This is a genomic window from Rhizobium sp. SG_E_25_P2 (assembly GCF_029892285.1).
In the GTDB taxonomy this organism is placed as follows: Bacteria; Pseudomonadota; Alphaproteobacteria; order Rhizobiales; family Rhizobiaceae; genus Rhizobium_E.
Genome location: NZ_JARXVM010000008.1, coordinates 157,850 through 176,795, shown reverse-complemented (window position 1 = coordinate 176,795; position 18,946 = coordinate 157,850). Strand labels below are relative to the sequence as shown.

22 protein-coding genes are annotated in these 18,946 nt (G+C 61.1%); 15 read left to right on the top strand and 7 right to left on the bottom strand.

All coding sequences use genetic code 11. The features are described 5' to 3' along the window. Window positions 1-18 precede the first annotated feature (18 nt). Window positions 19-288, top strand: a complete 270-nt coding sequence (locus tag M2360_RS13395) for a type II toxin-antitoxin system prevent-host-death family antitoxin (protein ID WP_280775665.1) — start codon at window positions 19-21, stop codon at window positions 286-288. A gap of 137 nt (window positions 289-425) precedes the next feature. Beyond that, a complete protein-coding gene (cobO, locus tag M2360_RS13390; protein ID WP_280775664.1) occupies window positions 426-1,061 on the top strand; it encodes a cob(I)yrinic acid a,c-diamide adenosyltransferase in 636 nt (211 codons plus the stop codon). 20 nt (window positions 1,062-1,081) lie between these two features. Here the strand turns inward: cobO and M2360_RS13385 are convergent, their stop codons facing one another. Continuing rightward, window positions 1,082-1,753 (bottom strand): cation transporter, encoded by a 672-nt coding sequence (locus tag M2360_RS13385; RefSeq protein ID WP_280775663.1) that lies wholly within the window; start codon window positions 1,751-1,753, stop codon window positions 1,082-1,084. 69 nt (window positions 1,754-1,822) lie between these two features. Between M2360_RS13385 and M2360_RS13380 the strand changes: the two genes are divergently transcribed. Further along, entirely contained in the window at window positions 1,823-2,245 is a 423-nt protein-coding gene (locus M2360_RS13380; protein ID WP_280775662.1) for a helix-turn-helix domain-containing protein, read from the top strand. Window positions 2,246-2,256: 11 nt separating this feature from the next. Here M2360_RS13380 and M2360_RS13375 read toward each other — a convergent pair whose 3' ends face one another. Genes M2360_RS13375 through M2360_RS13365 form a run of 3 tightly spaced genes read right to left on the bottom strand, consistent with a single transcriptional unit; the run spans window position 2,257 to window position 3,646 of the window. Further along, complete coding sequence (locus M2360_RS13375; protein WP_280775661.1) at window positions 2,257-2,550, bottom strand: type II toxin-antitoxin system RelE/ParE family toxin; 294 nt, start codon at window positions 2,548-2,550, stop codon at window positions 2,257-2,259. Further along, on the bottom strand, window positions 2,547-2,807 hold the full coding sequence (locus M2360_RS13370; protein WP_280775659.1) for a type II toxin-antitoxin system ParD family antitoxin: 261 nt from the start codon (window positions 2,805-2,807) through the stop codon (window positions 2,547-2,549). Before M2360_RS13370 ends, M2360_RS13375 begins: the two co-directional genes overlap by 4 nt. A gap of 53 nt (window positions 2,808-2,860) precedes the next feature. Then, window positions 2,861-3,646, bottom strand: a complete 786-nt coding sequence (locus M2360_RS13365; RefSeq protein WP_280775658.1) for a TSUP family transporter — start codon at window positions 3,644-3,646, stop codon at window positions 2,861-2,863. A gap of 152 nt (window positions 3,647-3,798) precedes the next feature. On the opposite strand from M2360_RS13365, the gene M2360_RS13360 reads away from it, so the two are divergent. The 8 genes from M2360_RS13360 to cbiB all read left to right on the top strand — a co-directional run bounded on the left by M2360_RS13360 (window position 3,799) and on the right by cbiB (window position 11,845). Next, a complete protein-coding gene (locus M2360_RS13360) occupies window positions 3,799-4,728 on the top strand; it encodes a hypothetical protein (protein ID WP_280775657.1) in 930 nt (309 codons plus the stop codon). A gap of 1 nt (window position 4,729) precedes the next feature. Further along, window positions 4,730-5,119, top strand: a complete 390-nt coding sequence (locus M2360_RS13355) for a cobalamin biosynthesis protein (protein ID WP_280775656.1) — start codon at window positions 4,730-4,732, stop codon at window positions 5,117-5,119. Between the two features lie 76 nt (window positions 5,120-5,195). Continuing rightward, window positions 5,196-6,146: a nucleoside hydrolase gene (locus M2360_RS13350; RefSeq protein WP_280775655.1), complete on the top strand. Its 951-nt coding sequence runs from the start codon at window positions 5,196-5,198 to the stop codon at window positions 6,144-6,146. A 307-nt stretch (window positions 6,147-6,453) separates the two neighbouring features. After that, window positions 6,454-7,059 (top strand): amino acid transporter, encoded by a 606-nt coding sequence (locus M2360_RS13345; protein WP_280775654.1) that lies wholly within the window; start codon window positions 6,454-6,456, stop codon window positions 7,057-7,059. Between the two features lie 662 nt (window positions 7,060-7,721). Beyond that, window positions 7,722-8,561 carry a uroporphyrinogen-III C-methyltransferase gene (gene cobA, locus M2360_RS13340; protein ID WP_280775653.1) on the top strand — a complete coding sequence of 280 codons (840 nt, stop codon included), beginning with the start codon at window positions 7,722-7,724 and terminating at the stop codon, window positions 8,559-8,561. After that, the gene (locus M2360_RS13335; protein ID WP_280775651.1) at window positions 8,558-9,841 is read left to right on the top strand and encodes a cobyrinate a,c-diamide synthase; all 1,284 of its coding nucleotides are present in this window, start codon (window positions 8,558-8,560) and stop codon (window positions 9,839-9,841) included. Before cobA ends, M2360_RS13335 begins: the two co-directional genes overlap by 4 nt. A 3-nt stretch (window positions 9,842-9,844) precedes the next feature. After that, complete coding sequence (gene cobD / locus M2360_RS13330) at window positions 9,845-10,864, top strand: threonine-phosphate decarboxylase CobD (protein ID WP_280775649.1); 1,020 nt, start codon at window positions 9,845-9,847, stop codon at window positions 10,862-10,864. Then, window positions 10,865-11,845: an adenosylcobinamide-phosphate synthase CbiB gene (gene cbiB / locus M2360_RS13325; RefSeq protein ID WP_280775648.1), complete on the top strand. Its 981-nt coding sequence runs from the start codon at window positions 10,865-10,867 to the stop codon at window positions 11,843-11,845. On the opposite strand, the gene M2360_RS13320 is transcribed toward cbiB, so the two are convergent. Further along, window positions 11,796-12,713 (bottom strand): LysR family transcriptional regulator, encoded by a 918-nt coding sequence (locus M2360_RS13320; RefSeq protein WP_280775647.1) that lies wholly within the window; start codon window positions 12,711-12,713, stop codon window positions 11,796-11,798. The two genes, cbiB and M2360_RS13320, sit on opposite strands and share 50 nt — an antisense overlap. 99 nt (window positions 12,714-12,812) lie before the next feature. Here M2360_RS13320 and M2360_RS13315 point away from each other — a divergent pair, with 99 nt between their 5' ends. Beyond that, on the top strand, window positions 12,813-13,781 hold the full coding sequence (locus tag M2360_RS13315; RefSeq protein WP_280775646.1) for a quinone oxidoreductase: 969 nt from the start codon (window positions 12,813-12,815) through the stop codon (window positions 13,779-13,781). 10 nt (window positions 13,782-13,791) lie between these two features. On the opposite strand, the gene M2360_RS13310 is transcribed toward M2360_RS13315, so the two are convergent. Continuing rightward, on the bottom strand, window positions 13,792-14,520 hold the full coding sequence (locus tag M2360_RS13310) for a Crp/Fnr family transcriptional regulator (RefSeq protein WP_280775645.1): 729 nt from the start codon (window positions 14,518-14,520) through the stop codon (window positions 13,792-13,794). A 185-nt stretch (window positions 14,521-14,705) separates the two neighbouring features. Between M2360_RS13310 and hemN the strand changes: the two genes are divergently transcribed. The 3 genes from hemN (at window position 14,706) to M2360_RS13295 (ending at window position 17,999) form a co-directional block, all read left to right on the top strand. Then, the gene (gene hemN, locus M2360_RS13305; RefSeq protein ID WP_280775644.1) at window positions 14,706-16,055 is read left to right on the top strand and encodes an oxygen-independent coproporphyrinogen III oxidase; all 1,350 of its coding nucleotides are present in this window, start codon (window positions 14,706-14,708) and stop codon (window positions 16,053-16,055) included. A gap of 217 nt (window positions 16,056-16,272) precedes the next feature. Then, on the top strand, window positions 16,273-16,947 hold the full coding sequence (locus tag M2360_RS13300) for a PAS domain-containing protein (protein ID WP_280775643.1): 675 nt from the start codon (window positions 16,273-16,275) through the stop codon (window positions 16,945-16,947). 128 nt (window positions 16,948-17,075) lie between these two features. Next, window positions 17,076-17,999: a glutaminase gene (locus M2360_RS13295; protein ID WP_280775641.1), complete on the top strand. Its 924-nt coding sequence runs from the start codon at window positions 17,076-17,078 to the stop codon at window positions 17,997-17,999. 348 nt (window positions 18,000-18,347) lie between these two features. Here M2360_RS13295 and M2360_RS13290 read toward each other — a convergent pair whose 3' ends face one another. Beyond that, a complete protein-coding gene (locus M2360_RS13290; RefSeq protein WP_280775640.1) occupies window positions 18,348-18,851 on the bottom strand; it encodes a hemerythrin domain-containing protein in 504 nt (167 codons plus the stop codon). Window positions 18,852-18,946 lie beyond the last annotated feature (95 nt).

The window sequence follows — 18,946 nt, the reverse complement described above, 5'->3', positions numbered from 1 at the left end:
GTGCAGGAGGACCGTGTCATGCCCCATATCAGCATGAGTGACTTTCGCCAGAATCTTTCGGCTCATCTTGATGCGGTCGAGCTTGATCGCGCGCCCCTGTTCGTCACGCGCAACAGGAAGAAGGCTGTCGTCATCCTTTCGGAAGATGAGTTCGAAAGCATGATGGAGACATGTCATCTTCTATCCAGCCCCGCCAATGCCGGGCGGCTGCGCGCGTCTATCGCCGAAGCAAACGCGGCGCAGGGTGACGTTCGCACATTGATCGATCCTGATGATAGGACTGCATAGTCGGCTGACGATATGCAAAAATCGTTTGTGGCGGCGCAACGTTAGAAGCCGGAATTGCTGGCAGCCTACAGCGTGCGCACACGCCAACCAAACCTGACCCGTTTGCACGCGGACCAATTGACAAGGAATTTGACAGAGTGACCGAGCTCCCCTCCGAAACTATCGCTCCCCAAGACGACGCCCGCCATGCCGAGAAGATGGCCAAGAAGAAGGCGGCGCGTGACAAGATCATGGCCGGCAAGAGCGGCGAGAAGGGGTTGATCATCGTCAACACCGGCAAGGGCAAGGGCAAGTCGACAGCCGGTTTCGGCATGATCTTCCGCCACATCGCCCATCAGATGCCCTGCGCGGTGATCCAGTTCATCAAGGGGGCCTGGGCCACTGGCGAACGCGACCTGATCGAGGCGCATTTTTCCGATATCTGCGAATTCCACACCATGGGCGAGGGCTTTACCTGGGAAACCCAGGACCGCGCCCGCGACGTGGCGCATGCCCAGAAGGCCTGGGCCAAGGCCAAGGAGCTGATTTCCTCGGGCGAGAAATCCATGGTGCTGCTCGACGAAATCAATATCGCGCTTCGCTACGACTATATCGACATCGCCGAGGTCGTCGAGTTCCTCACGCAGGAGAAGCCGCCGATGTGCCATGTCGTGCTGACCGGCCGCAACGCCAAGGACGAGTTGATCGAGATCGCCGATCTCGTCACCGAAATGGAGCTGATCAAGCATCCGTTCCGCTCGGGCATCAAGGGCCAGCAGGGCGTTGAATTCTGACGCCCCGCCATTGGTTATGCTCAATGCGCGTGGTCGTGGCCATGCGCATGATCGTGATGATCGTGATCGTGTCCGCCCTGTTCCGCCTCCCTCAGTTCCTCGCGGGCCTGGGTGAGAATCTGGACGGATGACCAGAGGAACAGGCCGGCCATGATGGCGGCGACGATCAGATCGGGCCAGGGCGTGCCGGTGCCCCAGACGCCGAGGCCGGCGATGACAACGATGACATTGCCGATCGCGTCATTGCGCGAGCATAGCCAGACCGAGCGGACATTGGCGTCGCCATCCTTGTAGCGGATCAACAGCTGCACGGTGGCGAGATTGGCGGCGAAGGCCAGCATGCCGATCAGCCCCATCGTCTCAGCGCTGGGTTGGTTGAGATAGAAGATGCGATACACAGTCGAGCCGGCCACCCAGAGGCCGATCAACACCAGCGATACGCCTTTGACCAGTGCGGCGCGGGCGCGGATCTTCAAGCTCATGCCGATCACGGCGAAAGACAGCGCATAAGTGAGTGCATCGGCAAGAAAATCGAGCGAATCGACTTTCAGCGCCTGCGAGCCGCCGAGTTGCCCCGCGACCATTTCAACGGCGAAACCCAGAGCATTGATAGCGATGACGATTTTCAGTCGGCGCTGATAGATGGGGTCGAGCCCTTCGAAGGAATGGTTGTGGTCGTGTCCGGCGCCCATATCGGTCTTCCTCTTGTATTTGCTGCGGACGCTACCCATAATCCCTCTAGTGACTAGAGGGTCAAGCGCATGCTCAAAGAATTTTCGATCGGCGATCTGGCGAAATTGACGGGCGTCAAGGTTCCCACCATCCGCTATTACGAGGAGATCGGCCTGATGACGGCGCCGCCGCGCAGCGAGGGTGGCCAGCGCCGCTATGGCGAGACGGCGCGCGATCGTCTCGGCTTCATCGCCCATGCCCGTGACATGGGCTTTTCGATCGAGGCGATCCGCGGCTTGCTCGACTTGTCGGAACATCCGGAAAAGCCCTGCTCACGCGCCGACGCCATCGCCCGCGACCGTCTCGACGACGTGAGGCGGCGGATCGAAAAACTGAAACGGCTGGAGGCGGAGCTGGAGCGGATGCTGTCAGATCATCGGGGCGGGACGGCGGGAGAGTGCCGGATCATCGAGGTGCTGAGCGATCATCGGCGCTGCCACGGGGAGCATTGAGGCGACGGTCGCTACGGAACACGCAAAGGATGGTCCATGCGGGCTTGGGGAATGGGAAGGATCTCGATGCACTCGGCGCCAAGTCTGTAGAATATCAGGTGCTGTCCCTGCGCAAACGAAAAACAGCCTTCACGCACGTCGTCTCTCCGGCGACCCAAATGAGGATTTTCGGCCAGCCAAAGAAAGCGCGCATTCATTGCCCGCAGATAGGCGTTGCGCTGCTTCCTGCCCCACTTCGCTTCGGTGTAATGGCCGATGCTCCTGAGATCGGCTGCCGCTGTTCTGGTCAGCCTGAACCGCGTCATTCGGCGGCCTGACCGCCATGGTGATCAAGATCGGCGATGAGCTGTTCGAGGTCGAAGTCGTCTTCGAAATGTCCCAGATCCGCCTCGAGCGCGCCTTGGGAAACATGAGCGCGAAGCGCTGTAAACGCTTCCTGCCTCAGCTTCATCTCGCGGAGCGCGTTGCTGATCACTTCGTCGGGGCTTTCATGACGGCCAGATTTCACCTCCTCGTCAACGAAGGTTTTCAGTTCTGTGTCGAGATGAATGGTGAAGGGCATGGCGCGCTCCCTGAATTCTCAGCCAATATAGGCATTATACGCTGTTCCGGCAATCAAACTCCCAGCCAGATCCTGACAGGATTGGCGGGGTCGGACAGAAGCTTGACCGCCAGCGCGATGCAGGTGACCACAAGCAGCGGCTTGATGATCTTTGCGCCGCTTCTCATCGCGAGCTTCGAGCCGAGCTGGGCGCCGAGAAACTGACCTGCGCCCATCACCAGGCCGGTTTTCCAGGAGATCACGCCGGAGATCGCGAAGACGAGGAAGGCGCCGATATTGGAGGCGAAGTTCAGCATTTTGGTATGCGCCGTGGCCTTGAGCAGGCCGAAACCGGCCAGCGTCACGAAGGCCAGCATGAAAAAGGAGCCGGTGCCGGGGCCGAACACGCCGTCGTAAAAGCCGATCAGCGGCACGATGGTCAGCCCGAACAGGAAGGGGGTGATGCGGCGATGCTGGTCGTCGTCGCTGATCCTCGGCTTGAAGCCGAAATAGAGCGCGATGGCGATCAACAGAAGCGGCATCAGCGCTTTCAGCACATCGCCCGGAATGAAGGTGGTGAGCACAGCGCCGAGCGCCGCCCCGAGCGCCGACATCAGCGCCATCGGCAATTGCGTCTTCAGCTCGACATGGCCGCCGCGCGCATAGGCCAGTGTCGCCGAACCTGAGCCGAACAGCGACTGCAGCTTGTTGGTGCCGAGCGTTTCGATCGGCGCAAAGCCGGCGATCAGCATGGCCGGCACGGTGATCATGCCGCCGCCGCCGGCGATGGCGTCGATGAAGCCGGCGAGGAAGGCGGCGGCGAACAGAAAGGCGAGGAGAGCAAGCGTGATTTCGGGCAAAGATGTACATCCTGTGGCTGTCCGTCCCATGCCACCCGCGACGAGCCGTTTCAAGCGCGTTCACCGTGTCGGAGGAGGAAACCGGCTTTCTCTTGACCCCGGCGCCTGACCGGTGTCAAAAGCGCCACACTGGAATAGGAAAGACGATGTGAATGAAGGCCAGGATCATCCTGCATTGCGGGGCGCCCAAGACGGGATCCACGAGTTTCCAGCACCTGCTTTACGCCAACCGACCGCTCCTGTTGGAAAAGGGATTTTACTGTCCCGCGGTGTCGCGCAAAAAGCGGGTCAAGGACGATATCCGCATCCTGCTCGGCGAAATGTCGAAGCCGGAAAACGACAATCAGGCCTATCGTTTTCGAATCGGCGAAGTGATCGAGCAGATTCGCGCCGAAACCGGCTGTCATACGCTGATCATCTCCAACGAGAACTTGCTTGGCAAACCCTTCATGGGGCCGAGACGGAAATTCTATGAAAGCGCCGAAGAGCGGGCCGAGCGCCTGCATCTGGCGCTGCAGGATTACGATGTTGATGTCCGCTTCGTGATCCGCGACTATGCGGGTTTCCTGCCGTCCTGGTATGTGCAGCAGGTGCGCATGGGCAGCGCCATGCGCTTTTCGGAGTTTCTACGCGGCTATGATTTCAAGGGCATGAGTTGGGAAGCGCCCGTTTCGGCGCTGCGCCGGCATTTCGAGCCTGGCCGGGTCGGCATTTTCGACCATGCCGACATGATCGCCGATCCCATCGGGTTTCTCCGGACAATGTTTCCGGATGTGATGGCCGCGCTCGGCGACAAGGGTCGCGAATTGCCCAACAAGAATATCTCCATCGGCTCCGGCATGGTGGAGCGCTATCGGCGCTGGAGCGCGCTGGCGACGCGGATTTCGCCCAATCCACGCTGGCGGGCGCGCATTCATCAGATCGGCCGGCGTTACGCGCTGTTGCCGCTCGAACGTTTTTCGCGGTCGCCGAAACTGGTGATGCCGGAAGACATGGCGGCGACGTTGAAGGCGCGTTATCAGACGGATCGCGACGCCATTGCGCCGCGACGGGTGCAGCCGGCCCTCAGTTCGGCAGTCTGACATGGCGGCTCGGCTCTGGCTCGGTTTCGGCTTGTCGGAAGCCGCTGCGGCAGGTGACGCCGTCGACGCCATCGCCGAGCTGTTCTCGGAACTCGGTCTGACGCCGGCCGATCTCGCTGGTGTCAGCACGATCGACCGCCGGGCCGACCACCCTGCTGTGGGTCGCGTCGAGACCCTGTTTGGGCGTCCCGTCATGTTGTTCTCCGCCGAGCGGCTGGAGCGCGAGACGCCGCGTCTCAAAAAACCGTCCGAAACCATCTTTCGTCTGATGGGGTGCCATGGCGTCGCCGAAGCCGCAGCGCTTGCGCTGGCGGGAGAGGGGGCGGAACTGCTGATTGAAAAACGGCTGATGCGCCGCGTGACCCTGGCGCTGGCGCGGTCTTTTGACTGATCGGTAAAAATTGCTGGCGTTTTTGCTCGCCCTTTGCCAATGCTCGCCGGGAAACGACGACAGAAAGAGGTCAGGCATGCATAAGGTGATATTCGACACGGATCCGGGCGTCGACGACGCGATGGCGCTGTTGTTGCTGGAGAAACATCCCGACATCGACCTGATCGGTGTGACCACCACCTTCGGCAACGCCGCAATCGAGACGACGACGCGCAACGCGCTCTATCTCAAGCGTGAATGGAAGATCGCCGCCCCCGTCGCCAAAGGCGCGGGCGTCAAATATCTGCCAGGCGAAGAGGTTCATCCTTACCCCAAGCATATCCATGGCGATGACGGGCTCGGCAATATCGGCGTGCCCGACGTCTCCGACGTTCCTCTCGACCCGCGCGCGGCCGAAGATTTCATCATCGAGACGGTGAAGGCGAATCCGGGCGAGGTGACGCTGGTGGCCGTGGGCCGCATGACCAATCTCGCCAATGCGCTGAAAAAAGCGCCTGAGATCACAGGCCTCGTCAAGCAGGTGGTGATTATGGGCGGCGCGCTCGATGTTCCCGGCAATGTCACGCCCGCCGCTGAAGCCAATATCCACGGCGACGCGGCTGCGGCCGACGCAGTGATGATCGCGCCCTGGGATGTCGTGCTGGTGCCGCTCGACGTGACGTTGAAGCTGGTGATGAGCCGCAGCCAGCTCGGCGACCTCGCCCGTCAGGGCGACGACGCCGTCAAGCTGCTCGACCGTCTGAGCCAGTTCTACATCGATTTCTACGACGGCCATTTCAAGGATTCGATGGTGGTGCACGACACCTGCGCCTGCCTCTATGTCGTCGCCCCCGAATTGTTCACCACCCGCTCCGGCGTGATCCGCGTCTTCACCGAAGGCCTGGGCGAAGGCAAGACCATGCAGAAGCCCGACGGCATGGGTTTTGGCCCGAGCGCCTGGGACGGCCAGAAAAGCCAGCTCGGCTGCGTCGGCATCGATGCCGAAGGCGCGATGACGCTTGTGTGCGAGACGCTGGTCCGGACTTGAAATCCGGCTCCCCAAGCGCGCCTGCGCTTTTTGGGCTGCGGGGATATTTTCATTGTGGCGTCCCCGGCCCCTCATCCGGCTGCCGCCACCTTTCCCCCGCGCATGCGGGGCGAAGGTGGCCCAGTCGGCTCGAACCTGGGATTTTGATGGTCGTGGGCGCCTGTGTCTTGCGTTGCAAATATCAGGCGCAAAATTGAAATTTTAATTGGGAGTTTTGCGACAGCCAGTTTGAGCCCAAAGCCGCTATTGAACATGGGGGATCAGTTGAAGTATCAGGCGTTTTCGTCCGTTCAGGAGCACCGCTTCATTGCAGCCACCACCAGATGACGCTTGGGAACCATGGTCCCCGGATGAATTGTTTGCCCGTCTCGGCGTATCAGACACCGACTGGTATGTCGTAGGCGGCTGGGCCCTGGATCTTTGGCACGGTGAGCCGACCCGTGCGCATGAAGACTTGGAGTTCTCGGTACTTGCCTGCCAGGCCCAACGCTATCGCGGCGTCCTGTCGGATCTGGAATTCTTCACCGCGAAGGATGGCAAACTTGACCATATCCCTCTAGTGGAACCGCTGCCCACGGATGTTTGGCAGCACTGGGGCGCGGATGTTGGCGCCGGGCGCTGGCGCGTCGACATGATGGTCGATCGGGGTTCGTCGGACATGTGGGTCTACAAGCGCGATCCATCCTTCACTCTTCCGAGAGCCAAAGCCATACGCGCAACAGCCGGCGGCATCCGATATCTGGCGCCGCATATCGTCCTGCTCTTCAAAGCTAGGCACGCCCGCGAGAAAGATCATCGGGACTTCCGCAACGCCTTACCTCGCCTCGAATTCAACGAGAAATTCGCCCTCTGTCGATGGCTGGAGGTGCTGCATCCGGGGCATACTTGGATTCAAGAACTTCAATCCAGCTGACCGTCCGCTTATCCCTCGGTCTGTCGCAAAAATCCTGATTTGTCAGCGTATCAGCCGTTCGTTGAAATCAGTCGAGAATTTTTGTTGCAAAACTCGCTCGCAAAATTGAGTGAATTGCAGGAGATTTTTGCGACAGGATTCCAACCTGTGGCGCATTTTGGTGTGGCTAACAGTGACAGTCGAATGTGGCGTTCCCTTCCGTCACATTAGGGTTAATTTTGCCATTCTGCCACAAGCGGACGCGGACGCCGCCTATAGTTATGGTTTCCACGTTTGTTCGTCGCGTCGGCCAAAATCTTAGGTTCGGGCCGCCAAGACCAAGGAGGATGGGGCGCCGACCTTGCCACATTCGCACTTCTCCCTGTCATGCGTGGCGAAGGTGGCGGCAGTCGGATGAAGAGTGCAGCGCGGTGTGCGCTAAAGACCAAAAAAATCAGCAGTTTACCCGAATTTCCTTTCGTTTGGAATCACCCTTCTTCCACTCCACCTGAAAACGCCGCACCTCCTCCTGTTGCGTGAACGACGAACGGACTGTCGCAAAGGGGCTAGGCGGCGCGGACGTGAACGCGTTAGTGTGGAGAGATATGCGGGCGCGGCCCATGTGACGGTTCAATGACGGTGGCTCGATTGCAAATGGCGCCGAGGCGCTTTAGGAAGCAGGGATGGACGAACTCTTTTCGCATTTGCCGGCATTCCTGCCCGGAACCGTTTGGCTCACGGGCGCCGGTCCCGGCGATCCCGGCCTGTTGACGCTGCTCGCCGTCAAGGCGCTGCGCGAGGCCGATGTGATCGTCTATGACGCGCTCGTCGACGAATCCTGCCTCAAATTCGCCCATGCCGGAGCCGAACTCGAATATGCCGGCAAACGCGGCGGCAAGCCATCGGCCAAGCAGCGCGACATTTCTCTTCGTCTCGTCGATCTCGCCAAGCAGGGCAAGCGCGTGCTGCGCCTGAAGGGTGGCGATCCCTTCGTGTTCGGGCGCGGCGGCGAAGAGGCGCTGACGCTGGTGGATCACGGCGTCGATTTCCGCATCGTGCCGGGCGTGACAGCAGGGATCGGCGGGCTCGCTTATGCCGGCATTCCGGTGACCCATCGCGAGGTCAATCACACCGTCACCTTCCTCACAGGCCATGATTCTTCGGGCATCGTGCCTGACAGGATCGACTGGGAGGCGGTCGGGCGCGGCTCGCCCGTAATTGTCATGTATATGGCGATGAAACATATGGCCGAAATCGCCCGCAAGTTGATCGCCGCCGGTCGCAAGCCGTTGGAGCCCGTGGCGATCGTCTGCAACGCCGCCACAAGCCAGCAAACAGTGCATGAGACGACGCTGGTTAATGCCGACGGCGTCATCAAGGCCAACGGCATCGAACCGCCGGCCATCATCGTGCTTGGCGAAGTCGTGCGCCTGCGCGGTGGGCTGGATTGGCTCGGCGCGCTGACCGGACGGACTTTGGTCGGCGATCCGCTTGGGCCTGTCGGCCTCAAGGATCCGGCATGAGCGGTCTTCTGATCGCGGCGCCGTCGTCGGGATCGGGCAAAACCACGATCACCTTCGGCCTGCTCAGGGCGCTGAAGCGTCGCGGCGTCACGGTGAATGCCGGCAAGGCCGGCCCCGATTACATCGACCCCGCTTTCCACGCTATCGCATCCGGCGGCCCTTGCGTGAATTTCGACCCCTGGGCCATGCGGCCCGAATTGCTGCTTCGGCAGGCGTCGTCGGGACCACTGATCATCGAAGCGATGATGGGCCTGTTCGACAGCGCCGCTGATGGTGTCGGCTCTCCCGCCCATCTGGCGAAAATGCTGGGCCTGAACGTGGTGTTCGTGGTCGATTGCGGACGCATGTCGCAATCGGTCGGCGCGCTGGTGCGCGGCTACGCGACGCATGATCCAGACGTCAGGATTGCCGGCCTCATCCTCAACCGGGTCGGCAGCCCCCGGCATGAGCGATTGTTGCGCAACGGGCTTGAAGGGCTCGATATTCCCATTCTCGGCGTGATGCCGTCCGACAAGCAGCTCAGCCTGCCGGAACGGCATCTCGGACTGGTGCAGGCGGGCGAGATCGGCGCGATCGACGCTTTCATGGATTACGCTGCGGAAAGGGTCGCGGAGCGCGTGGATCTCGACGCGCTGCTCAGGCTCGCTCAGCGTCCGACGGCTGCGGCCGAGGCGATCGTCTGCCGTATTCCGCCGCTCGGTCAGAGGATCGCAGTGGCGCGCGACGAGGCGTTCGCCTTCTCCTATCCGCATCTTCTCGATGGGTGGCGGGCCGAGGGCGCAGAAATCCGTTTCTTCTCGCCGCTTGCGGACGAAGCCCCTGATGAGGATGCCGACGCCGTCTATCTGCCCGGCGGCTATCCGGAATTGCATGCCGGCCGCTTGGCCGCCGCCGCCCGCTTCAAGGCGGGCATGGCGACGCGTGCGGCGGCGGGCGCGGTGATCTATGGCGAATGTGGAGGCTATATGGCGCTGGGCGAGGGCCTGATCGACGCCGAGGGGCGCCAGCACGAGATGCTCGGCCTCTTGCCATTGGTGACGACTTTTGCGGAGCGCAAGCGACATCTCGGCTATCGCCGGGCGAGGGCGCTTTCGGGTCCCTATGCCGGCGTTCGGTTCAACGCCCATGAATTCCATTATTCCAAGGCGGCGCATGAGGGCGAGGCCGACAGGCTGTTTGCGGTGAGCGACGCCGAAGGAACCGATCTCGGCGCGGTCGGGCTCACGCGCGGCAATGTTTCCGGCTCCTACATGCATCTCATCGATCTCGGGAGCAGCTGAGCCATGACGCGCATCCTGCATGGCGGAGCGATCGCAGCGGCCGCGCGGATTTATGGCGGCGAGCCCGGCGATTGGCTCGATCTGTCGACTGGTATCAATCCCAATCCTCCCGCGCTTGCCGACATCCCGACGCATATCTGGAACCGGCTTCCGGACGCCGATCTGATCGAGCGGGCGCGAACTGCCGCGCGCGGCTGGTATCTGCGCGGTATTCCCATCGATTCGACCAGCGGAGCTCTGCCGCTGCCGGTTCCCGGCACGCAGGCGCTGATCCAGATCCTGCCGCGTCTCGCGCCGGCCGATCGTCCCATCGCGATCCTGTCGCCGACCTATGGCGAATATGGCCTCTGCTTCCGCCGCGCCGGCTTTCGGGTCGACGAGATCGCTGACTTGGCTGATCTGCGGCCCGACCACGGCCTGGTCATCGTCGTCAATCCCAACAATCCGACCGGCCGCCTGCATGACTGTGATGACCTCAGGGGGCTGGCGCGGAGGCTGGAGGCGTCCGGCGCGCGGCTGCATGTCGACGAAGCCTTCGGCGATTCCCATCCCGAGGCGACGCTGGCCGGCTTCGCGGCCACGACCGCCAATGTCACCGTCAGCAGGTCGTTTGGAAAATTCTTCGGCCTGGCGGGCGTGCGGCTCGGTTTCGTCTTCGCCCAGCTGTCGACGCTCGATTTCATCGAGACTGAGCTCGGACCCTGGGCCGTCTCTGGCCCTGCGCTGCATCTCGCCGCCGAACTGATGTCGGGCGACGCCAGCCGTGTCGCGCAGGGCATAGCCGCGCGGTCGGCGGCGCTTGCGGCGGTGCTTGACGATGCGGGCCTCAAGCGCGTCGGCTCCACGGATCTGTTCCAGACGGTCGCGCATGAAAATGCCGCAGCGCTCTTTGAACATCTCGCACGCTCCCATATATTGGTCCGCAAGTTTGACTATGCCGCCGACTGGCTCAGGGTCGGACTTGCGCCGGATGAGGAAGGGGACCGGAGGCTGGCCCAAGCGCTCGCCTCCTTCGAGGGATAGATGCTCACATTGATCATGCTGGCGGTCGCGCTGACGCTCGACCGGCTCGTCGGCGATCCGCACTGGCTCTGGGCGAAAATCCCGCATCCGGTGGTCGTCTTCGGCAAGGCGATTTCCTTTTTCGACAAGCAGTTCAACGGCAAGGGGCTCAGTGAGCGCGACCGCCGCTCCTACGGTGTCTTGGCGATCGTCGCGCTTTTGTTCGGCAGCATTCTGGTCGGCTGGTTCTTTCACCGCCTGTTGATGGCGCTCGGGCCGTTTGGCGTCATCCTCGAAGTGCTGATCGTGGCGGTCCTGCTCGCCCAGAAGAGCCTGTCGGACCATGTCGCCGCCGTCTCGGCCGGATTGCGGGCCGAGGGGCTGGAGGGCGGCCGCAAGGCGGTGGCGATGATCGTCGGGCGCGACCCCAACAGGCTCGACCGCTCGGGAGTTTCGCGCGCCGCGATCGAAACACTGGCGGAGAATTTTTCGGACGGCGTCATCGCGCCGGCGCTTTACTACGCGGTATTCGGCCTGCCCGGCATTTTCGCCTACAAGATGCTCAACACCGCCGATTCGATGATCGGCCACAAGACGCCCCGTTATCTGCAATTCGGCTGGGCCTCGGCCAGGCTCGACGACCTCGCCAACTGGCCGGCGGCCCGGCTGTCGGCGCTGGTGATTGCGCTTGCCGCCTTTTTCCAGAAAGGACCGAAGGCCGCCCGGCGGGCGATGACGACGGCGGTGTCTGATTCCGGACTGCATCGCTCGCCGAATTCAGGCTGGCCCGAATCGGCCATGGCGGGGGCGATCGACGTGGCGCTGGCGGGGCCGCGCGTTTATGCCGGCGAAACCGTGTCCGAACCCCTGCAAAACGCCGCCGGTCGCCGCGACATCGACGCAGCCGACATCGACGAGGCGCTTGGCGTCTACGCGTCGTCCTGCACTGTGTTCAATGTGGCGGTTGCGCTGCTGGCGCTTCTGTTGATGTTCTGGTTCTGAAGTCTTCGCCGTCGCGGGCGACGAAGCGGCGGTGGGCGTCCTTGAGGCAGTCGATCACGGCCCGCACGGGACGGGCGCTGCGCATGTCCGGATGCACGACCAGCCAGATGTCGCGGGTGAGCAGCACGGCGCCGGGTTCGACCGCCATCAACGCGCCATTCGCGTCCACCATGAAATCCGGCAAGACGGCGATCCCGGCGCCGGCTTCGGCCAGCGCCTTTTGCAGTTCGACATTGCTTGCGCCCATCGGGAAGTTCGCGCCCTTGTTGAGTTTTTCAAGCAGCCCCTGTTGCGGCGAATGGGCCATTGCCCCGGCATTGGCGATGTAGCGGCGATCTTCAGGCGGCGTGCGCGCCAGATAGGCGCTGCTGGCGTATAGCCGGAAGGGCAATTCCCCGAGTTTCACCGCGATCATTTCCGTTTCTTCTGGCCGTCCAAGACGCAACGCCAGATCGGCCTCGCGCTTGTCGAGTGACGCGTAGCGCACCTCACCGATGATCTGGATGCGCAGGCCAGGATTTTTCTCTGCGAGTTCGGTCAAGGGCCGGGCGAGGATCGCCGCGGCATAAGCGGGCGGCGCGCTCAGCGTCACCGAGCCGGTCAGTGTGGCGGAGGCGTGCGCAGCAACGCGCAATGCGGCGTCCGCTTCGCGCTGCATGCGCCCGGCGATATCGCTCAGCCTGTGGCCTTCTTCCGTCAAGACGATGCGCCGCTCGCGCCGATCAATCAGCTTCAGCCCCAGTCGCGCCTCAAGCTGGGCGATTCGGCGGGCTATGGTGGCGTGTTCCATACCCAGAAGCCTTGCCGCCGCAGCGAGGCTTCCAGCCTGGGCGAAGGCTGCGAAATGTCGAAGGTCTTCCCAATTCATGTGCGAAAATTCCCATGCGCTGTAGAAATATAGGGAATTTTCTCACAATGAAAATAGCCGCATCCTCGAAATGCACATCCAGCGAAAAGGAGTTTGGGCATGGATAGAATGGTGCGGCTGACGGCCCCTGGCGGAACGAATATGCTGACAATTGTCGACTGCCCGGTTGGGGATCCGGGCCCGGGGCAGATCCGCATTCGCCAGGCCGCCATTGGGCTCAATTTCATCGACATCTATCATCGGCGCGGACAATATCCGCTGGCCGCCAATGCGGTCATCGGCGTCGAGGCGGCCGGCATGGTGGAGGCGCTGGGAGAGGGGGTGGACACGCTGTCGGTCGGCGACCGCATTGCTTATGCGGGCGAAATCGGAGCCTATGCCGCTACGCGGCTGCTGCCTGCCTGGAGGGCGGTTCGGCTTCCCGATTCGGTTAGCTTTGAGGCGGCTGCGGGGGCGCTTCTCAGGGCGCTGACCGTGCATATGCTGTTTCGGCGCGTCTATCCGGTTTCGGCCGAAAGCACGGTTCTCGTGCATGCCGCAGCCGGCGGGTTGGGCGGAATGGCCACGCGCTGGGCACGCCATTTGGGCGCGACGGTGATCGGCGTGGTCGGCTCGGAAGACAAGGCCGAGATAGCGCGGCGACATGGCGCGCTTCATGTCATCATTGGACGCGATGCGGATCTGGAAAGCGAGGTTGCGGCGTTGACCTGCGGCAACGGTGTGGACTTCGCCATTGACGGCATTGGCGGCGCGACGCTTGCGAAGACGCTTAAGACCGTCAAGCGATTTGGCGTTGTGGCAAGCGTTGGTGAAGCTGCAGGTTCAATCCCGCCGGTATCGGTTTATGAACTCGGCCCTCGCCGTTCAATCTCTTTGGCGCGCCCATCGGTGATGGCCTATGCGGCGCACGAACGGGACTACACGACTGCCGCTGAAGATTGCCTGCAGATGATCGGGTCCGGCGCGCTCGGGACCGACCCGGCCCGCTATCGTCTTGAGGATGTCAGTCGAGCGCATGACGACCTTGAAGGCGGCGTCCTTCAAGGAAGCGCAGTGCTCATTGCGTGATCCGCCCGGTTCAGAAATCCATGCCGGCGACTTCGGCCAGGCGATCCATGTCGGGCACGCTGACATGGCGGTTGTTTTCCACCTGGATCACGCCGTCGGCGCGCAGCTTGGTCATCTGGCGGCTGACGGTTTCAATGGTCAGGCCGAGGAAATCGGCGATGTCGGCGCGCGATAGCGGCAGGTCGAAGCTCGATTCGTCGACGCTTTCTGGATCGAAATGCGTGGCGATCATGTAGAGAAAGCTCGCCACCTTTTCCTGCGCCGTCTTGCGGCCCAATGTCAGCATCCAGTCGCGCGCGCCGTCGAGTTCGGCGAGCGCCTGATTGTGGAGGCGATGTTCGAGTTCGGGCGAGCCCGCCACGAGGCGGTCGAGCACCGCCTTCGGCATGGAGCAGATTTCGCTCTCGGTCGCGGCTTCCGCCGTCAATGTGCTTTCGGTGGAGAAGGGGCGGCCGAGGAAATCGGGCGCAAATTGCAGGCCGACGATCTGCTGGCGACCATCCGAGAGCATTTTGGTCAGTTTCACCACGCCTTTGAGAATATTGGCGTAGGAGGCGATCTTTTCGCCCTGGCCTTGCAGTTCGGCCCCGGAAGACAGCTTCTTGCGCGTGGTGTATTTGCTGAGTTCGGTCAGTTGTTGCGGGTTCATCGCGCCGCAAACACCGCCATGTCGTGCTTCGCAGGCCCGGCAAACCACCGGAATTTCGGAGTTGTGAATGTCCCTACGCGGATTGTCCATCGCCCTCGACCCGTTTTTCTGCAGTGCTTATAAACGCCTAAATTGGCTTGCGAAATGCGACCAATGTTCCGTGGTCCGTTTTGATTGTGAACTTGACGATATGTAAATTATCGGACTCGTGAATTGATTGAGATCAAAGTTGCGAGCGGCTGTCAGCATTAGGGTTCGGGGCAATGGAGGATCCCATGGCCCAGCATCTCCTGCGCAAATATTCCGGCAATGTGCCACGCTACACATCCTATCCCACCGCGCCGCATTTTCATGAAGAGGTCGGCCCCTCCACCTATGCGACCTGGCTCGGCGCGCTCGGAGCGCGCGACACGGTGTCGCTCTACATCCACATTCCCTATTGTGACAGACTCTGTTGGTTCTGCGCCTGCCATACCAAGCAGACGCATAAATACGAGCCCGTGCGCGCCTATCTCGATGCGCTCTATCGCGAGATCGAGACCGTAGGGGCGCTCGTTTCGGACAAAGCGCGCGTGACGGCGTTGCATCTTGGCGGCGGCTCGCCGACCATGCTCGAACCCGAGGATCTGATCGAACTGAAGGCCCGCCTTTCCTCCGCTTTTTCCTTCGCGGAGGATGCTGAAATCAGCGTGGAAATGGATCCGAACGATCTAGACGGCCCGCGTTACGACGCGCTGGCGGCTATCGGCATGAACAGGGCGAGCCTCGGCGTTCAGGATTTCACCGACAAGGTCCAACAGGCGATCAACCGCATCCAGACCTTCGCCCAAACCCGCAGCGTGGTCGAAGAGGTCCGGAAACGGGGTGTGCGGTCACTCAACTGCGATATCGTCTACGGCTTGCCGCACCAGACGATGGAAACGCTCGCCGAAACGATCGATGACATAATCCATCTCAATCCGGACCGCGTCGCGCTGTTCGGCTATGCGCATGTGCCGTGGATGAAGAAGCACCAGACCATGATCGACGAAGCGTCCCTGCCGGGGCCGGACATGCGCTACCGCCTGATGAACCGCGCGGGCTCCATGTTGCGCGACGCGGGCTATGTCGCCATCGGCATCGACCATTTCGCCCGTCCGGAGGATCGGCTGGCCATCGCCGCGCGGGAGGGAAGGCTCACGCGGAACTTTCAGGGCTATACCGATGAAAACGCGACGGCGTTGATCGGTCTCGGCGCATCGTCGATCGGCAAGCTGCCGCAGGGATATGTCCAGAACAATCCGGCGACGGGCGTCTATCAAAAGCAGGCGCTCGCCGGCGGCCTGACGACGCTGCGCGGCGTTGCGTTTACCGAGGACGACCTGTTGCGCGCCCATGTCATCGAACGCCTGATGTGCGACTACCAATTGTCATTCGCAGACCTGTCTCAGCGTTTCGGCGCGGCCGCTGGAACAATCCTGGCGGAGGCGCAGTCGCTGGTTGCCGGCGACGACGAGGGACATGTGGCGCTCGTCGGAGACCGGCTTATCGTGGCTGACGAGGCAAAGCCGTTCGTTCGCTCGATTGCGGCCTGCTTTGACGCCTATCTCGCGCAGGGACGAGGCCGGCATTCCGCCGCTGTATGATGGCGGCGCACGGAGATCCGGCCGGCTGGGAAATAGGCCCGTGTCCGTTGGGCCGATGCTTGAAAAAATCATATGCACCCAGAAAAAGTGTATTGAAAAACAACTCACAGGTCGGGCCAGGTCCGATTTTTAGAATATGAAACTTTACAGATAGCCAGTCCGAAATATAGATAGACTTGGAAGCTTGCGATTGTATCGCGTTCGCTGGAAGGATTGGATGGGGAGAGCGAAGTTGCAATCTTTAATGGATACGCTTCGTCACAAGTGCAGGCAGTTGTCGCATGCGGTCGCTCTGGGCGAAGACGATCTCGTGGAGCAACTCGACAGCGAGATAAAGCCGATGATCCGCCAGGTTCTCTGGGATGTCGGTCAATGCCCTGAGGAAGATTATCAGCAATTGCGGGCGATTTGCGAATTGTTGCGGGATGATGCCGGCGACCGTTCCAGCGTGGCGGACAAGGCCAGCGCGATGATGCAGGTGTTGGACCGGATGTTTCGCGATCGCGCCAGCCAGAACGCAGCTCTATCCAGGGGAAGCAGCGTCTTGCGCGCCAGCGGCGCAATCAATCAGGCGCTTCTCGATCAGTTGCCCGATAGCGTCCTGCTTGTCGGCCGCGACGGCAAACTGATATTTGCCAACAAACGTTTCTGCGCGCGTTACGGCTGTGATCCCGAAGACTGCGTCGGTCTGCCGCTGCAGAGTTTTTTCTGCAACGATAGCCACTTCCAAGACCTGACCCCGTATGTGGAGCGAGCCTTCAACATGGGAGAGGTGACTGTAGGGCTTCGTCTCGATCGGTATTTGCTCGACATAAAGCCATTTGAACTGGACGGAGACAAGTCGATGGGCGTCATGCTTTTGATCCGGACCATAATGACGACCGAGCATTGACCGCAGGGCGCCTTCCCGCACTGCGCCAACTTTTCAACGATCGGCGCTTTTGAACGTAAAACACGTTCCCATTCTGGCTGAAATTGCTTTAGAAGCGAGATCCGACGCTGTCATTCGGAGAAAAGACGTTGCAGATCGACGACATTTTGTCCGCCGTTTACGGGGATATCCTCCCCTATATCGGCGAAGGTAAGGTCGCAAATTACATTCCCGCTCTCGCCAAAGTCGATCCTCGAAAATTCGGGATGGCTGTCGTGACTATCGACGGGAACGTCCATACGATCGGCGATGCGGAGGATGTCTTTTCAATCCAGAGCATTTCGAAAGTGTTCACTCTGACGCTTGCTCTGGGCCGAGTGGGGGAAGGGCTGTGGAAGCGGGTGGGACGCGAGCCCTCCGGCACGCCGTTCAACTCGATCGTTCAGCTCGAAAACGAGCACGGCATTCCGCGCAATCCCTTCATCAACGCCGGCGCCATCGTCGTCGCCGATACGCTTCTGTCAGGCCATCAGCCGAGAGAAACGCTGGGGGAAATCCTCAGCTTCATGCGCGGCCTCGCCAATGACGAATCGATCTATATCGACGCAGAGGTGGCGCGGTCCGAGCAAATGACCGGCTTTCGCAACGCCGCTCTCGCCAACTATATGAGTTCCTTTGGCAATATTCACAATCCAGTGGAGAAGACGCTCGGCGTTTATTATCATCAATGCGCACTGGCCATGAATTGCGTCCAACTTGCGCGCGCCGGCCTTTTTCTCGCCAATAACGGTCGCATTTCATCCCGCGGACCCAATGCGGTATCGGCGGAGCGGGCGCGCCGCATCAATGCGCTGATGATGACCTGCGGTCATTACGACGCCTCGGGCGATTTCGCTTTTCATGTCGGCCTGCCCGGAAAAAGCGGTGTCGGCGGCGGCATCCTGTGTATCGCGCCGGGAAAAGCCGCGATCGCGGTCTGGTCGCCTGGCCTCAATGGCAACGGCAATTCCGCGACGGGAACCCGCGCCCTGGATTATCTGGCGCGTCGCACCGGCTGGTCTGTTTTTGGGTAAAGCGCCTGAAAAGAGCGTTCGTTGTCCGGGTTTGTGCTGTGATCTGGAGAATCCAGGTGACAAAATATTACATAAGCTGCTGAATTTGCTTCGTTAACTCGGTTGTGATCAAATTATCCCGGTTGCCGGAAATATAATGAGTATGCTAACCAATCTGAGTGACGCGGGCGGTAGGCAATCCTCGCTTCGACATTCGGCGCAAAACCTGGCTTAACCCTGCAAGCCATATGGTCCGCGCCCGAAACCTTGACTGCGTCATGACCGCCTCTTCCCTGGGCGGTCCAAAAGAAAAGTCCCCGGCGCGCCCTCCAGGAGCCGGGGACTTTTTCTTACAGCGCGCCTTTTCGTTCATCCCGCCTTTTCGAACCGGGCATCGCCGAGTTTGTCGAGCAGATGCTCGCGTTCGAAGGCGATGTGGCGGCGAATGGCCTCGAAAAATCCGCGCAACATGTAACCGGTGGCCTCCATATTGACTTCGCCATCGCCCGAACCCAGCAAAAGCAGCCGCTCCGACAATTCCTCGGCGAAGCATTCGTCTTCGAAATGTTCGAATTTGAGCCGGGCGAGCGTCTTGGCGAGGTCGCCCGCAAGACCGCGAGTCTCCAGCGCGGGAAACAGAACATTTTCCTCATAATGATGCAGGCCCTTGATCATCGGCCCCAGCGCCTTGGCGGCGTAGATGCATTTTTGCCGATTGACATTGGCGGGCAGGGAATCGGCGATCTGCTCAAGCTCCGCGCAAAGGCAGAGTTGCTCCTGATGGGCGGAACGCCACCAGTCGAGCGACAGATGTGCGATGGCTGGGTTCGGTATCGCGCCGTTGGCGGCTTTCTCGCGGATCAGTTCGGACATGTTGGTCACCCCTCGGGCATTGTCGCGTATATCCACAATTGCTGGAAAAAGCCGATCTGGCCTTGATTCAGATCAAGGCTGCTTTTGCCCCTTCC

What these genes read in the sequence shown, in the direction of transcription:
- M2360_RS13300 (WP_280775643.1), top strand. Translation starts at nt 16,273, where the DNA reads ATGGGGAGAGCGAAGTTGCAATCTTTAATGGATACGCTTCGTCACAAG.
- hemN (WP_280775644.1), top strand. Translation starts at nt 14,706, where the DNA reads ATGGCCCAGCATCTCCTGCGCAAATATTCCGGCAATGTGCCACGCTAC.
- cbiB (WP_280775648.1), top strand. Translation starts at nt 10,865, where the DNA reads ATGCTCACATTGATCATGCTGGCGGTCGCGCTGACGCTCGACCGGCTC.
- M2360_RS13355 (WP_280775656.1), top strand. Translation starts at nt 4,730, where the DNA reads ATGGCGGCTCGGCTCTGGCTCGGTTTCGGCTTGTCGGAAGCCGCTGCG.
- M2360_RS13380 (WP_280775662.1), top strand. Translation starts at nt 1,823, where the DNA reads ATGCTCAAAGAATTTTCGATCGGCGATCTGGCGAAATTGACGGGCGTC.
- M2360_RS13310 (WP_280775645.1), bottom strand. Translation starts at nt 14,520, where the DNA reads ATGGACAATCCGCGTAGGGACATTCACAACTCCGAAATTCCGGTGGTT.
- cobA (WP_280775653.1), top strand. Translation starts at nt 7,722, where the DNA reads ATGGACGAACTCTTTTCGCATTTGCCGGCATTCCTGCCCGGAACCGTT.
- M2360_RS13385 (WP_280775663.1), bottom strand. Translation starts at nt 1,753, where the DNA reads ATGGGCGCCGGACACGACCACAACCATTCCTTCGAAGGGCTCGACCCC.
- M2360_RS13370 (WP_280775659.1), bottom strand. Translation starts at nt 2,807, where the DNA reads ATGCCCTTCACCATTCATCTCGACACAGAACTGAAAACCTTCGTTGAC.
- M2360_RS13395 (WP_280775665.1), top strand. Translation starts at nt 19, where the DNA reads ATGCCCCATATCAGCATGAGTGACTTTCGCCAGAATCTTTCGGCTCAT.
- M2360_RS13360 (WP_280775657.1), top strand. Translation starts at nt 3,799, where the DNA reads ATGAAGGCCAGGATCATCCTGCATTGCGGGGCGCCCAAGACGGGATCC.
- M2360_RS13335 (WP_280775651.1), top strand. Translation starts at nt 8,558, where the DNA reads ATGAGCGGTCTTCTGATCGCGGCGCCGTCGTCGGGATCGGGCAAAACC.
- M2360_RS13350 (WP_280775655.1), top strand. Translation starts at nt 5,196, where the DNA reads ATGCATAAGGTGATATTCGACACGGATCCGGGCGTCGACGACGCGATG.
- M2360_RS13320 (WP_280775647.1), bottom strand. Translation starts at nt 12,713, where the DNA reads ATGAATTGGGAAGACCTTCGACATTTCGCAGCCTTCGCCCAGGCTGGA.
- M2360_RS13315 (WP_280775646.1), top strand. Translation starts at nt 12,813, where the DNA reads ATGGATAGAATGGTGCGGCTGACGGCCCCTGGCGGAACGAATATGCTG.
- M2360_RS13290 (WP_280775640.1), bottom strand. Translation starts at nt 18,851, where the DNA reads ATGTCCGAACTGATCCGCGAGAAAGCCGCCAACGGCGCGATACCGAAC.
- M2360_RS13375 (WP_280775661.1), bottom strand. Translation starts at nt 2,550, where the DNA reads ATGACGCGGTTCAGGCTGACCAGAACAGCGGCAGCCGATCTCAGGAGC.
- cobD (WP_280775649.1), top strand. Translation starts at nt 9,845, where the DNA reads ATGACGCGCATCCTGCATGGCGGAGCGATCGCAGCGGCCGCGCGGATT.